This window comes from Candidatus Poriferisodalis sp., from assembly GCF_965198245.1.
GTDB lineage: Bacteria > Actinomycetota > Acidimicrobiia > Acidimicrobiales > Poriferisodalaceae > Poriferisodalis.
In genome coordinates, this window is record NZ_OZ240249.1 from 152,811 (window position 1) to 166,624 (window position 13,814).

Annotated in this window: 15 protein-coding genes and 1 pseudogene; 12 read left to right on the forward strand and 4 right to left on the reverse strand. The window is 65.8% G+C overall.

Features of this window, described 5'->3' with window-relative positions:
- The first annotated feature begins 34 nt into the window (after nt 1–34).
- From ACOCMM_RS00875 to ACOCMM_RS00925, 11 genes and pseudogenes are all read left to right on the forward strand, one after another.
- Nucleotides 35–1,363 (forward strand): CCA tRNA nucleotidyltransferase, encoded by a 1,329-nt coding sequence (locus tag ACOCMM_RS00875; protein ID WP_419551330.1) that lies wholly within the window; start codon nt 35–37, stop codon nt 1,361–1,363.
- 40 nt (nt 1,364–1,403) lie between these two features.
- On the forward strand, nt 1,404–1,799 hold the full coding sequence (locus ACOCMM_RS00880) for a DUF5318 family protein (protein ID WP_419551331.1): 396 nt from the start codon (nt 1,404–1,406) through the stop codon (nt 1,797–1,799).
- 148 nt (nt 1,800–1,947) lie between these two features.
- Nucleotides 1,948–2,430 carry a CarD family transcriptional regulator gene (locus ACOCMM_RS00885; RefSeq protein ID WP_419551332.1) on the forward strand — a complete coding sequence of 161 codons (483 nt, stop codon included), beginning with the start codon at nt 1,948–1,950 and terminating at the stop codon, nt 2,428–2,430.
- A gap of 23 nt (nt 2,431–2,453) precedes the next feature.
- Entirely contained in the window at nt 2,454–4,241 is a 1,788-nt protein-coding gene (gene murJ, locus ACOCMM_RS00890) for a murein biosynthesis integral membrane protein MurJ (protein WP_419551333.1), read from the forward strand.
- A complete protein-coding gene (locus tag ACOCMM_RS00895) occupies nt 4,238–5,107 on the forward strand; it encodes a DegV family protein (RefSeq protein WP_419551334.1) in 870 nt (289 codons plus the stop codon). Before murJ ends, ACOCMM_RS00895 begins: the two co-directional genes overlap by 4 nt.
- Nucleotides 5,104–6,597: a hypothetical protein gene (locus tag ACOCMM_RS00900; RefSeq protein ID WP_419551335.1), complete on the forward strand. Its 1,494-nt coding sequence runs from the start codon at nt 5,104–5,106 to the stop codon at nt 6,595–6,597. Before ACOCMM_RS00895 ends, ACOCMM_RS00900 begins: the two co-directional genes overlap by 4 nt.
- Nucleotides 6,598–6,690: 93 nt before the next feature.
- Nucleotides 6,691–7,035 (forward strand): hypothetical protein, encoded by a 345-nt coding sequence (locus tag ACOCMM_RS00905; RefSeq protein WP_419551336.1) that lies wholly within the window; start codon nt 6,691–6,693, stop codon nt 7,033–7,035.
- Nucleotides 7,032–7,991, forward strand: a complete 960-nt coding sequence (gene trxB / locus ACOCMM_RS00910) for a thioredoxin-disulfide reductase (RefSeq protein WP_419551337.1) — start codon at nt 7,032–7,034, stop codon at nt 7,989–7,991. The genes ACOCMM_RS00905 and trxB overlap by 4 nt, the downstream gene beginning before the upstream one ends.
- Before the next feature lie 74 nt (nt 7,992–8,065).
- A complete protein-coding gene (trxA, locus tag ACOCMM_RS00915; RefSeq protein ID WP_419551338.1) occupies nt 8,066–8,389 on the forward strand; it encodes a thioredoxin in 324 nt (107 codons plus the stop codon).
- A gap of 86 nt (nt 8,390–8,475) precedes the next feature.
- Nucleotides 8,476–8,523, forward strand: a pseudogene (locus tag ACOCMM_RS00920) (hypothetical protein); the annotation flags it as partial.
- Nucleotides 8,524–8,670: 147 nt separating this feature from the next.
- Nucleotides 8,671–9,351: a peptidoglycan-binding protein gene (locus ACOCMM_RS00925; protein ID WP_419551339.1), complete on the forward strand. Its 681-nt coding sequence runs from the start codon at nt 8,671–8,673 to the stop codon at nt 9,349–9,351.
- A gap of 128 nt (nt 9,352–9,479) precedes the next feature.
- Here the strand turns inward: ACOCMM_RS00925 and ACOCMM_RS00930 are convergent, their stop codons facing one another.
- Both ACOCMM_RS00930 and ACOCMM_RS00935 read right to left on the reverse strand, forming a co-directional pair.
- A complete protein-coding gene (locus tag ACOCMM_RS00930) occupies nt 9,480–10,385 on the reverse strand; it encodes a ParB/RepB/Spo0J family partition protein (RefSeq protein ID WP_419551340.1) in 906 nt (301 codons plus the stop codon).
- A complete protein-coding gene (locus tag ACOCMM_RS00935; RefSeq protein ID WP_419551341.1) occupies nt 10,382–11,251 on the reverse strand; it encodes a ParA family protein in 870 nt (289 codons plus the stop codon). Before ACOCMM_RS00935 ends, ACOCMM_RS00930 begins: the two co-directional genes overlap by 4 nt.
- Before the next feature lie 290 nt (nt 11,252–11,541).
- Here ACOCMM_RS00935 and ACOCMM_RS00940 point away from each other — a divergent pair, with 290 nt between their 5' ends.
- Complete coding sequence (locus tag ACOCMM_RS00940) at nt 11,542–12,075, forward strand: RsmG family class I SAM-dependent methyltransferase (RefSeq protein WP_419551342.1); 534 nt, start codon at nt 11,542–11,544, stop codon at nt 12,073–12,075.
- Between the two features lie 27 nt (nt 12,076–12,102).
- Here ACOCMM_RS00940 and ACOCMM_RS00945 read toward each other — a convergent pair whose 3' ends face one another.
- Complete coding sequence (locus ACOCMM_RS00945) at nt 12,103–12,603, reverse strand: protein jag (RefSeq protein WP_419551343.1); 501 nt, start codon at nt 12,601–12,603, stop codon at nt 12,103–12,105.
- Between the two features lie 121 nt (nt 12,604–12,724).
- A complete protein-coding gene (locus ACOCMM_RS00950; RefSeq protein WP_419551344.1) occupies nt 12,725–13,807 on the reverse strand; it encodes a Rieske 2Fe-2S domain-containing protein in 1,083 nt (360 codons plus the stop codon).
- Nucleotides 13,808–13,814 lie beyond the last annotated feature (7 nt).

Here is a 13,814-nt window from a genome sequence, read left to right on the forward strand (position 1 = left end):
AACTTGGGCGCGGTCGATTTGTACCCTCAGAGTGGTGGGATCGACCCCGGCCCGAGCACCCCGGCCGGGCACACCAACGCTGAGCGACGATGACCGGCGAGAGCTGAGCGGGCAGATCGGTCCGCTTGCAGCGGCCTTCACCCGGGCAGGGCATCGCTTCTTCCTTGTTGGCGGGCTTGTGCGTGACACGCTGCTCGGTCATGGGCTCACCGGCGACATCGACATCACGACCGACGCGATTCCCGACCAGATCGCGCAACTGGTCGCTGGCTGGGCGGACACGGTGTGGGAACAGGGAAAAGCCTTCGGCACCATCGGTGCGCGCCGCAAAGACACCACAGTCGAAATCACCACGCATCGAGCCGAGTCCTACGACAGCGGTTCGCGCAAACCGCACGTGCGCTTCTCCGACGACATCGCGACCGATCTGGGGCGGCGCGATTTCACCGTCAACGCCATGGCCATCGAGATGCCGGGCTGGACGTTGTACGACCCGTTCGGCGGATTGGCAGATCTGGCGAACGGTGTCTTGCGCACGCCGTCAGAGCCAGAAGGATTGTTCTCCGATGATCCGCTGAGGATGCTGCGAGCGGCTCGATTCAGCGCGCAGCTCGCGCTCACCCCGACGCAGGAATTGGTCAGGGCAATCCGCGACATGCGTCCGCGGTTGGCCATCGTGTCGCGTGAGCGCATTGGGACAGAACTCACCAAACTGCTGGAGCTGCCGCGGCCTGCCGCCGGAGTGAGATTCCTCGCCGACACGGGCCTGTTGGGCGACTTGCTGCCGCCGTGGCAGTTGTCCGGCACTGCCGTTCCGGCTCCGGGATTGGACGCCGTCGGCGACCTCGACGAGCGAGTCGAGATTCGCTGGGCGATCCTGCTCGGACTCGTTTGCGACGACGAGGCCACCGCGGCGCGCTGCCTGTCCGCGCTTCGTATCAGGGGCGCGACAATCGAGGGGGCCATCGCGATCCTTCGGGCTGCGCGTGCGCTCCAGACGGCTTCCGCTGACGCGGCAGCGTCGGGTGTTGGCGGATCCGACGCCTGGCGACCGGTTGCGCGTCGACTGGTCGCGGATCATGGCCCGGAGCTGGACGACGCCGCCGCCGCCGTGACCGCTTGGGACGGCTTGCTGAGCGAGACGTTCGTCAGGTTGCTGGCGGAGGTCCAAGCAGCCGAAGGCGAAGCCCTCAGGCGCCTCCCCGTGGACGGCCACCGCGTCATGGAGGTGCTTGGGAGGTCGGGTCCCGTGGTGGGTGAGGCTCTGGCATGGCTGCGTCACCAGCAGATCGAACACGGCCCGTTGAGCCCCGAACGTGCCTGCGAGCTGCTCGCGGAATGGGATCGACGTCGGCCGCAATAGGGGACGGGTGCATTTGAAGCCGCGCACTAGCGTGAGCCGCGTGACGCTCCAGCCTCACATTGCACCCGAGCCCGCTCCGGCCGTGCCCGGATCGGTCGACTACCGCCTCAGGCGGCGGCGGCTGCTTGCCGACGTGGAGGCGGGTGTGGTCTCACGTGCCGAGGCCTGCGATGCGCACCCCGACCTATTGCGGGCTGCTCGCAACGCAGCACCGCCGCTGGGCCGCAGCTGCCCACTGTGCCCCGACGGTGACCTGCGCATTGTCGGCTATGTCTTCGGCCCCCGGATGGGCAGCGGGGGCAAGTGCGTCCTCTCAGATGCAGAACTCCAACGCGTCGCACAGCGAAGCGGGAACTTCGTGGCCTACGAGGTGGAGGTTTGCCCCAAGTGCGGCTGGAACCACCTCATCCGGCGCTATCCGCTGGGCCCCGGCTGATCAGGGGACACGCCTGGGCAGCCTGAATGGCGTCCGCTCACTGAGTCGGGCCCGGCAGTGGCAGCAGTGGGAGTTTCTGGCATCCTTCTAGCTGTCCGGCGCGGGCCTCTACGGGCTCCCGCAGCAGCCGGCGGCGGAGCAGGTGACGATGAAGTTTGAGCTTGGCGACCGCGTGATCTACCCCCACCACGGTGCAGCGGAGATCACAGCCCGGGAGGAGCGCGACGAATTCGGCGAAGCCCGCGAGTACTTGGTGCTCAAGACCGCTCACGGCGATCTGACCGTCAAGGTCCCCACCGACATGGTTGACGAAGTCGGCATGCGGCCGCCGATCGATACCGACGACGTCGAGGATCTCTTCGAGCTGCTCGCCAAGAAAGACGTGCGTGAGCCGGCCAACTGGAGTCGGCGCTTCAAGAATCACCAAGAGAAGCTGAAGTCCGGCGACATCTACCAAGTCGCCGAGGTGGTGCGGAATCTCGCGCTTCGTGAGAACGCCAAGGGTCTCTCGGCTGGCGAGAAGTCGATGCTCGAGAAATCCCGGCAGATCCTCGTTTCGGAGTTGTCCATCAGCATGGACGTCACCGAGGACGAGGCTCGCCAACAGGTGGAACTGCGGCTCGCCGGCTGAGCGGGCAGCGACCGGGCGCGAAGATGCGCCAACCGCAGGGCGCCGGGGCAGCTGCCGCTGGCATCGGCGTCTCTCGCCTGTCAGGTCTTGCACGCACGGCGCTCATCACCAACGTCCTCGGGATCGGCACCATCGGCGATGCCTTCGCTGCGGCGATGCGCATCCCGAACTTCCTGCAGAACCTCCTGGGCGAAGGTGCGCTATCGGGGGCGTTCGTCCCGGCCTACAGCTCGCTGACCGAACGCGATGAGCGTGCCGCGGGAAGGCTCGCCGGCGCGATTGCAACCTTCCTGGTGGCGATCACGGCCACCGCGGCGCTGATCAGCATCTTCGCCGCACGGCCATTGGTGCGGCTCATCGCCTGGGGCTTTGTCGGTGAACGCTTCGAGCTGACCGTCACCCTCGTGCGCATCACGGTGTGCGGCACAGCGCTGGCGGTGCTGAGCGCGTGGTGCTTGGGCGTGCTCAACAGCCACCGACGCTTCTTCCTCTCCTATGTAGCGCCGGTGGTGTGGAACGCCACCCAGATTGCGGTACTCATCGGCGTGCTCGCGTGGGGAGTTGCGGGCGCCGACCGCGCAACAGCACTGGCCTGGGGTGTCACCGCAGGCGCAGCTGCCCAAGTGCTGGTGCAACTGCGGGGCGTCTGGCGAGCAGACCCCCAGATCGCGCTGAACTTCGGCTGGCGCGAGCGGGAGACGACAGGTGTCATCAAGCGGTTCGGTCCTGCGGTGGCTGGACGCGGTGTGCTGCAGATTTCCTCATTCTTGGATCTCGCCCTGGCTTCGTTGCTCAGCGTGGGGGCGGCGGCAGCAATGGCCGCTGCACAGACGCTGTACCTGCTGCCGTTGAGCCTGATCGGCACCAGCATCGCCGCGGCCGAGCTGACCGAGTTGAGCCGGGTCCGCGATCCCGTAGCCATTGCAGAGCGCACAGCTCGACGCCTGTGCGCCACCGCCTTCGCTGTCTCGGGCGTGGTGGTGATCTACTTCGCAGCCGGAGAACCCCTCACCGACACGGTGTTCAATCTGGCCGGCCTCCGCAACGCGATCGCAAACGACGACATCACCCTGATCGCCTTGGTGCTCGGCGCCTACTCAGTGGGTCTGGTGCCGCTGGTGGCTTCGCGGCTCTGCCAGAACGTCCTGTTTGCTGCCCGCGACACGCGCACGGCCGCCACCATCGCAGCAATCCGGCTGGCCGTATCGCTGGCCATCGGCGCTGCGGTGATGCTGCCACTGGACCGGGTGCTCGTCGTCGACGGTGCCCTCACCGGGTTCGGCGACATCAATCTGTTTTCGCTGGAATCCACCTGGTCGTTGCTGGATTCGAAGATCCGCTCCAATCCCGCGCTGCCGGCCCGATTGGGCGCCGTGGGTCTGGCCATCGGCGCAGCAGTCGGTGCTTGGGTCGAATTGGGATTGCTGCGCCGAGCTCTCCTGCAGCGCCGTTCCGCGCGAACCGGGCTGCCACGCCAAGCTGACTGGCCGAACCAGCGGCTGTTCGGGGGCTCGCTCGGCCGTCATCTGGTGCCGGCCGCCGTGGCATTCGTCGTCGGCCTCCCAACAGCGCTGGCACTGGAGGTCCTGCCTTCGGTACTGCGAGCTGCCGTCGCGGTGCTGGTCATGGCGGGTTTCCACCTCGGCTGCGGGCTCGCACTCCGGCTGCCCGCGGCCAGAGCACTAACTTCGCAACTGTCCCGACTCGTACTGAACCGGCGGCAGCGCCCGCACGACAACGCGGGCGGCACCACGGGCGACGACACAGTTCAGTCGCCTACTGACGACAACGAAGGAGGCGTGACGCAATGACAGCGCAAACCCCGGTGCACATCATCACCGACAGCTCCTGCGACCTCAGCGAAGACGTAGCCACAGAACTTGGCATCACGATCGTCCCGCTGGAAATCCGGTTCGGCATGCAGACGTTCACCGACCGCGTCGAGCTGAGCACGGCCGATTTCTGGCAACGCTGCAGAGCAAGCGATGATCTGCCGTCCACTGCCGCGCCCTCTCCCGGTTCCTTCACCGAGGCGTATCAACGCGCTGCAGACGCCGGCGCGAGCGAGGTCGTCGTCGTCACGCTGAGCGGCGACCTCTCCGCCACGATCGAAGCAGCACAACAAGCTGCATCGCAGCCTCCGGACGGCATCACGTGCCACGTTGTCGACAGCCGCTCCGTGAGCGCAGGCCTCGGCCTGCTCGTCATCGGCGCGGCGCAGCTCGCCTCGGGCGGCGCCAGCGGGGCCGAGATTGCCGAAGTTGTGCGCGCGGCCGCGCAGCGGGTCCGCGTTCACGCCGCCCTCGATACCTTGGAGAACCTGCGCAAGGGTGGCCGGATCGGCGCGGCGCAGTCACTGCTCGGTTCGGTGCTGTCCATCAAGCCGCTGATCACGGTCACGGAGGGCCGCGTCGAACCTGCGGGCAAACAGCGGACGCGCACTCGGGCACTCACGCATCTGGTCGACTTGGTGTCGGCGCAGAGCGCCAACATTTCCCAGCTCGCAGTGATGCATGCGGACTGCGCTGACATCGACGATTTCGTGGCACGGATCGCGCCGCTCACAGACATTGAGCCCATGGTGATGCTGATCGGCCCCGTGGTCGGCGCGCACGCGGGTGTCGGCACCATCGGTGTGGTCTTCATCGAGCGAGAGTCCGCGCCGCGCCAGGAGTGACCGACACCGCCTCGAGCGAACGGTACGAACGGCGCGAGCTGCTGCAGCCGGGGGCTGTCGAGACGTGGTCGGGGCTCGACCGCACGCTCAACCGACCCGTCACCATTCGCCGCGCCGACGCCGACAGCGAGATCGGGCACCGGCTGCGCCTGCAGGCCAAGGCGCTTGCGCGGGTGGAACACCACGGTCTCTTGCACATCCTCGACACCTACGACGAAGCAGACCACTTCGCGATCGTCACCGAGCAGCTGCCCACGGGGTTGCTCGTCGACGAGCTCACGGCACCCAACGGAGACACGAGGCGGCTCGCCGCGCCCGAAGCAATCCGCATCGTCATTGCAGTAACGGAGGCGCTGGCCGTCCTGCACAGTGCGGGCTTCGCTCACGGCGGCGTCGACGCGGACTACATCGGGTGGCGCGCCGAGGTGGGATGGGTCATTCTCAACGGCCCGCCGACCGACGACGCCGTGACGATCCCGGCCACTCGGCGAGCCGATCTGGTGTCGCTCGCTGTGCTCGCGCATCGCCTGATCGTCGGGGCGGCGCCCCAGCGGCGTCCCGACGGGACGTGGGAGTTCGACTCCGTCGTTCCTGACGTCGTGGCGCCTGTGCTGGCACGGGCAATGAGTGCGTCTGATCCGTGGCCCGACGTTCCGTCGATGCTGCTCGCGCTGCGGTCGATCGTGGACGACTTGCCGATATCCGACGGCGTGCGCACGGACCGCAGCTCGGTGTGGCAGGCGGAGCGGCATTGGTTAGCCCCTGTTGGCGTACTCGTGGCCGCTGCTGCGACGCTGGTTGGCATTGCACTGCTCATCGAGCAGCCGGCTGATCGCAGCAGCGAAGACGCCACGCCATCGGTCGAGACCACAGTCCCGGATCCTGACGCACCGACGGTCGTCACGATTGCCCCGGCCGCGACCGCGACCGTCGCGCCGCAGACGACGCCTGCCATCGTGCCCGCACCGACAACGACCCAAGTCCGCCGCACGCCGATCCTGCTCGAATCCATCACCGACTTCGATCCCGCCGGTGACGACCGGGTCGAGCATCCCGAACGGCTGATCTTCATCAACGATGGCGACCCGACGACCGGATGGAGCACGGCGCGCTACAGCTCGCGCGACTTCGGCGGCCTGAAAGACGGTGTCGGACTCATTGTCGTGCTCGCAGGCGACGAGCCGCTCCGGATCGAGCGCGTGGCCGTCGACTCCCCCACTGTGGGCTGGTCCTTCGAGGTGTACGCATCGGACGAGCGCAATCGCACGCTGATCGACTGGGGCCGCCCCCTGGCCGTCGCGCAGGACATCACCGGTTCGACCGCTGCGGCCGTGCCCGCCACCGACGCCGCGGCCGTGCTCGTGTGGATCACCGATCTCGGTGATGAACTGCCCAGCGGCGGGCACCGGGTGACCATTTTCCGGATCGAAATCGGCACCAGTGCCGTCACCGCCGAGGCGCCACCCAGCACCGGTGCCGTCACGCCCTAGAGGCCGAGGCACGAGGCCGGAGCCCGAGCGGCCCGCGAGCGCAGCGAGCAAGATCGGGTTCGGCATTCCAATCGTTCTCGTAGGCTTCCGCCGATGATCTCCAGGCGGGGGCGCCGCAGCTCGACGGCGGACGCTCACGAGGCGGACAACGACAACGTGGACGCAGCGGTCGCTCGCTTCGTGGACGCGGTCGAGGCCGTACGCGCCCGCACCAGCGGACCGCTGGTCACGGCTGTTCGAGCACTCGTGTACGGCATCGTCATCGCCACCGGAGCCGTCGGCGTCGTGGTGCTCGTCGCAATCGCAGCCATCCGAGCGCTCGACATCGTCGTGCCGGGCGAGGTGTGGTCGGCGCACCTGATTGCGAGCGGCGCGTTCGGCCTTGCTGGCGCATGGGCGTGGTCCAAGCGGCGGCCACGCACGGCGAGGGGGACATGAGCGGCAACGGCGCCGCGCCGCGCGACGTCATCATCGTCGGAAGTGGACCCGCTGGCCTGACTGCTGCCATCTACACCGCTCGCGCCCGGCTGGCGCCCCTCGTCATCGAGGGCGAACCGTCCTCCACCAGCGACCAGCCGGGAGGCCAGCTCATGCTGACCACCGATGTGGAGAACTATCCCGGATTCCCCGACGGCGTCATGGGTCCCGACTTGATGGTGAGCTTCCGGGCCCAGGCGGAGCGCTTCGGTGCCGAGTTCATCACTGCCAAGGCCACGAAGGTGGACTTTAGCGAACGACCGTTCTCAGTTTGGGTCGGTGGCGACTGCTACCGCAGCCGCACGGTGATCGTGTCGACGGGAGCGCAGAGCCTGCTGCTCGGCCTGCCGAACGAGGAACGCCTCATCGGCCACGGGGTATCCACCTGTGCCACCTGCGACGGCTTCTTCTTCCGGGGACAGGACATTGCAGTAGTGGGAGGCGGCGACAGCGCGCTCGAGGAGGCCACGTTCCTGACCCGATTCGCCTCCAAGGTGTACGTCGTGCACCGGCGCGCCCAGCTGCGGGCTTCGAAGATCATGCAGGACCGGGCGTTCGCCAACGAGCGCATCGAGTTCTTGTGGAATCGTCAGGTGGTCGAAATCCGGGGTGATGAGCAGCTCGCAGGCGTCACGCTGACCGACACCGTGACCCAGGAGCGTTCTGCGCTCGATGTCAGCGGCCTGTTCATCGCGATCGGACACCAGCCGAATACGGAGTTGTTCGCAGACTGGCTCGACCTCAAGCCCAACGGCTATCTCGTGACCGAGGCCGGCAGCGCGCGCACCAACATCGCCGGCGTCTTCGCCTGCGGGGACGTGCAAGACGATTACTACCGTCAGGCGGTGACGGCCGCCGGCTCGGGATGCCAAGCGGCCATCGACGCCGAGCGTTGGCTCGAATCCCAGGGCCACTGACGACCGCCGGTCGAACCGCCGTCGAGCCAGACCGAGAGGTAGCCTCGCGGCAAACACGAGATGAGGAGCCGGCGATGGCCGAAGGCATTTCCACCTTGGACGACAGCACATTCGACGAGACCGTCGGCAGCGCCGACAGCCCCGTGTTGGTGGACTTCTGGGCCGAATGGTGCGGGCCCTGCAAGATGATCGCCCCCATCCTCGAAGAGATCGCCGCTGAGAACGACAACATCCGCGTCGCGAAGGTCAACGTCGACGAGAGTCCTGACCTGGCGATGCGCTACCAGGTGATGAGCATTCCCACGCTCATCATGTTCACCGACGGCGAACCGGCAAAGCGTCTCGTGGGCGCCAAGCCGAAGAACGCCCTGCTTGCTGAGATCGGCGAATTCCTCTGATCCGACCGTTCGGCATCGGCGCAGCAGGTCCGCACGTACGAGACCTCCAGCACCGGCTAAACGCGACGGGCCATTGGCATGGCCCCATCACCGGAACATTCGATTCGGCGACCACCGCTGCCGTCAAGGCATTCCAGGTTCAGCGCTCCATCGATGTTGACGGCATCTGCGGTCCTGAGACGTGGTCGCTGCTGATCGAGGCGGGTCAGCGACTCGGAGATCGCCTGCTGTACCTGCGCACCCCGCACCTGCGCGGTGACGACGTTGCTGAAGTGCACCGGATGCTCAGCACACTGGGTTTCACAGTCGGACGGATCGATGGAATCTGGGGCCCGCTGACCGCTGCAGCGCTTGCGGACTTCCAGCTCAACATGGGTCTCGGAGGTGACGGCGTCTGCGGCGGGCAGACCTTGCAGACGCTGCAACGGTTGGTACGACCGCTCGGCGACGCGTCGGTCGTGGCGCATATCACTGAGAGCCAGCGCCTGGAGTCCGCCGGAGGCCAGCTGGTGGGACGCCGCATCGCTGTGGGAGAAGCCGGCGGGCTCGAACCGGTCACGGCGTCGGTGAGGCGCGAGATCGGCCGCAACGGCGCCGAGGTGCTGACCGTTCACCATCCCGACTGGTCGGCGCAAGCCGCACAGGTCAACCGCTTCGGCGCGGCTGTCTACATCGGTTTCGAAGTGAAGCCTGCGGCGCCCTCGATCAGCTTCTTCCAGGGTCGTCACTTTGTGAGCCGCGCAGGTCAGAAGCTCGCTGTTGACATCGCGCACAAGCTCGAACCAATGTTCGGTGCCATTCCGACCAACGGCATGGGCCTACCGATGCTGCGTGAGAGCGCCATGCCAGCGGTGCTGTGCAGGTTCGAGCGGATTGACGTGCTGCTCGAGCGCAACCGGGAGGTTGCCGACATCGTTGCTCAGTCGACTCGCGACCTGCTCACCGACCTACCTGTTGCCTAGGCGCTGCGCGAACAGCCCTTTGTCCCCAGGTTGTCCACAGTTAGTGGACAACAAGTTCAGATTGAGGCTACGAATCTGGGCGAGAGCGCCCGTTCGACCTGAAGTCTGAACTCGGCAGCCCGAGGCACTCAACTTTCGAGTGATGCTTGAAGGTTGAGGCTCATCGCCTCGTAGAGCCGGGTAAGATCGGTCAAATCAGCGAATCTGATGACAATCTGACCCCCTCGGCGCCCGAGTTGGACTTCGACAGAGGTTGCCAAAGCGGCGGCCAGGGCGGTTTCGACCTCCAGCACTCCAGCTGGGCGGTCGGCGTCGGCTGCGCGCTCCGGTTCGCCGGCTTCTGCGGCTGGCGGCTCCGGCGAGGATTCAGATTCAGGCGCCGCGCTGAGGGATCGGACCGCTTCCTCGACGGTGCGCACTGACCAGCCCTCATCCACCGCTCGCTCTGCCAACAGCTCGAGATCGATTGGATCGTCGCAGCCCAGCAACGCTCGGGCGTGGCCAGCTGAGAGCTCGCCGTCCAGAAGGTAGCGCTGCACGGTCACCGGCAATGACAGGAGCCGGAGCGAGTTGGTGACTGCTGCTCGGCTGCGGCCCATGCGGCGGCCGAGCTCGTCGTGAGTGACCCCGAAATCATCGATGAGCTGCCGGTACGCAGCCGCCTCTTCCAAGGGATTGAGATCTGCCCGGTGGACGTTCTCAATCAGGGCATGAGTCAGGCTGGTCTCGTCGTCGGCAGCTCGTATGACAACCGGAATGGTGTCCAAGCCTGCGCTGCGCGCTGCCCGCCAGCGGCGTTCGCCCGCGATGATCTCGAAGCGTCCGACGATGCCGGTCTCTCGCACGACGATCGGCTGGAGGACCCCAATCTGACGAATCGAGTCCGAGAGCGCCTCGAGAGACGCAGCTTCGAAATGCTGCCGGGGCTGCAGGGGATTGACTTCGACAGCCGAGAGCGGAACCTCGCGGTACACCGACTGTCCGGTCGGAATCAGCGCGCCGAGCCCTCGTCCAAGTCCTCGCTGGGCGTTCATGTCGGCGCTCCTTCGGCGATTCGATACTGCTCGGCGACCTCTCTCCGATCACTGAGTCCATCGGCATGCCCGTCACCAGCGCGGTCCGCTGCAGCTTGGTGCGGGTCGCCGCGTTCATGGATCTCTCGGGCAAGTTCCTGGTAGGCAATGGCGCCTCGGCTCTTGGGTGCGTACACCGTCACCGGTTGCCCGACACTCGGGGCTTCCGACAAGCGCACCGTCCGAGGGACGACAACCCGGCACACTCGGTCCCCGAAGTGCCGGCGAACGTCGGAGACCACCTCTGCAGCGAGTCGCGTCCGAGCGTCGTACATCACCATGACGATGGCACTGATGACGAGGGCCGAGTTCAGTCCTTCCCGCACCATCTCCACGTTGTGGAGCAGCTGACCGAGCCCCTCGAGCGCGTAGTACTCGCACTGGACCGGCACCAGGATTTCGGTGGCCGCGCTCAACGCGTTGACGGTCAAGAGTCCGAGCGACGGCGGGCAGTCGATGAAGATGTAGTCGTAGTCGTCGGCAACCGGCGCGAGTGCGTGCCGAAGCTTCAACTCACGACTGAATGCTGAGACGAGTTCGATCTCCGCGCCAGACATTTCCAAGCGTGCCGGTGCTACTTCGAAGCCGTCAATTCCGGTGGGCCGGATGCACTCAGTGAGTTCTGCTGCACCAAGAAGGACCTGGTACATCGAGATTTCGAACACGCGTGGATCGATGCCTGCACCGGTAGCCGCATTTCCCTGCGGATCCATGTCGACGAGCAGTGTGTTGTGACCAAGGTCGGCGAGTGCTGCGCACAAGTTGACTGCCGTGGTGGTCTTGCCAACGCCGCCCTTTTGGTTCGCCACCGCAATGATCCGACCCATTCGGTCTCCATCCGCCGACAATCGGAGTTCAGGGTACGCCAGTTGGCCCCATTCGCAAGGGCTGAGGTCGGCAATGTTTCACGTGAAACGTCCCAGGGGCCCGAGCGACCCGCGAGCGCAGCGAACAAGAGCGGGAAACGAACGGTGCCGCAGCGAGATGCCTCACAGATTCACGCAACCTCCGAAGTACCGTGACTCTTGTCATGGCACCAGTCGATGAACGCCTCCTCAGCATCCTTGTTCGCAGCCAGGACCAGGGCTTCCTCGGCCCGGGTGATCTCTTCACGCATGTGGAACATGCGAGAGCGCACGCAGAAGCAGCTCAACCCGAGCTTGGTCAACGCTGGTGCGATCTGGGAACCGGTGGGGGAGTGCCCGGCCTACTGATGGCTCTGGAGCAACCCGGCGTCGAATTCGTACTGCTGGATCGCTCACAGAGCCGCATCGACTTCCTCGACACGGTAATTGGCGACCTCGATATAGGTGATCGGGTCACCCTCGCACTCGGGGACGCCGCAGAACTGGCCCATCGTCCCGAGCACCGTTATGCCTATGACGGTGTGGTGAGCAGGGCTTTCGGTCCCCCAGCTGCGGTTGCGGAGTGCAGCGTGGGCCTGCTGCGTCCCGGGGGCAGGCTTGTCGTCAGCGAGCCGCCCAACAGCAACGATCAGCGTTGGCCGGCCGAACCCCTTGCCCAACTCGGGTTGCACTTCGTGCGGCATACCAGCACGACGCCCGCATTCGCCGTGATGGAACGCCAGTCTTTGCCGAACCCGACGTATCCCCGGACGTGGAAGCAGATCCGGAAGCGGCCGCTCTTCTGATTGGTGAGCGCCGATTGGTGAGCGCGATTACTCCGCGTCGCTCGAACTGGTGGGTACCAGCACGACGCGCCGCCTCGGCTCGTCGCCCACCGAAATGGTGTCGACGCCGGGGATCTCATTGACGGTGTCGTGAACGACCTTGCGATCGGCCGCGTTCATGGGCTCGAGTCCGCGCTCAGTGCCAGCCTCCGCCACAGCTCCGGCGAGCTCACGAACGTACGCCTCGAGCGCTTCGCGGCGCCGCTGGCGGTAGCCGCCCACATCAACCCTCACCCGGGCCCGGCGCTCGCCTGGCAGCCGGCGCTGGAGCATGGTCTTGGCGACTTCCTGCAGCGCGACCACATGGCGCCCTCGTGGGCCGATGAGCAGTCCCAACGACTCATTCGAACCTTCGAGATTGATCTCGAAGCTGTCGTCATCCGCCGCAACTGGCACTGCGGTGGCATCGATACCGAAGGCCTTGACCAAGCCATCCAGGAACTCCTGCACCATGACTTGTTGTTCTGTTGTCGTTGTCTCGACTGTCATCTTCGTCTCCTCTGGTGGGGCCCTCGACATCTGGCCCGATGCACTGCTGGCGTGCTTGCTCGCGGGCGCTTCGCTGGAATCGTTGTCGCGCCCTCAGGAACGCTCAGCCTACGGGCACGCGTCAGCGAGCCGTCGACTCACACTGGCGCAGATCGGGGTAGAACTGGGCGCAGTACGCCCGGTACTTCATCACCTCGCCGTCAGAACGAGCGAGCTTCGGGCGCGGCACGTACTGCTTGCGGCTCCAGACGACGACATCCTGATGCACGTCCTGGATCTGCAGGTCCGCAACGAACTTATTCATGATGGGGGCGCGCATTCGCCGTGGCAGGAATCCCAAGCCGGCAATTCGTCGCTTCGGGCTGCGAATCTCACGCACCTGCGAGATGATCGACATGTCGATCAGCGTGCCGTCCACAGGCGTGGCCAACACCCACAGTCGTGCATCTATGCCGATGGAGAGCTCCTGGAACTCCACATACGAGTAGCCCAGGCCAGTGACCCGCGCAATGGCTGTTACCTCGAGGTTGAGTCTCGCAATCTTGGCGATCTTGCGGGTGGTCGAGAAGCCGAAACGGCTCTCGAGGTACGGACCGTCGATCGACACCGGTATCTCGTTCGTCACATTGCCGTAGCCGTGGACATAGCTCAGGTGGGCGATGTCCACCGAGTTCTCGCTCGTCTCCTGGGGATGACCCGGAAAACGCACTGTCCGGATTTGGATGTTGCTCCACTCACCTGCATCCGACGGCTCGGCGGGGAGGTGCCATTGCGGGGGACGTCCGTCCATCCCCCACCAGGCGAAGACCAACCCCCCCCCCCCGTTGAACTCCCGAGTCTCGAAGACACGTAGCCGCGTGGATCGAGCGGGAGCCGCAGATGGGGTAACGACGCACTGCCCGTCTGCGTCGTACTGAAAACCATGGAAGGGACACACGAGCCGGCCATCGACCACACGTCCCCCTGCAGTTGGACCCAGTTGCGATCCAAGATGGGGGCACACCGACTTGGCCACGCTGATACGGCCGCTCTCGTCGCACCAGATGACGATGTTCTGGCCCATCCACGTCTGCTCGACGAGCTTCGACTTCTCCACCGCTTGCCGCGTGGTAAGGAAGTACCAACCCTCGGGAAACGGTGGAAGCGAACTAGTGTTCGCTCGATCGGAGGCCCCGGTCGGCACAACTCCATGCTCCTTGCCCATGTCGACG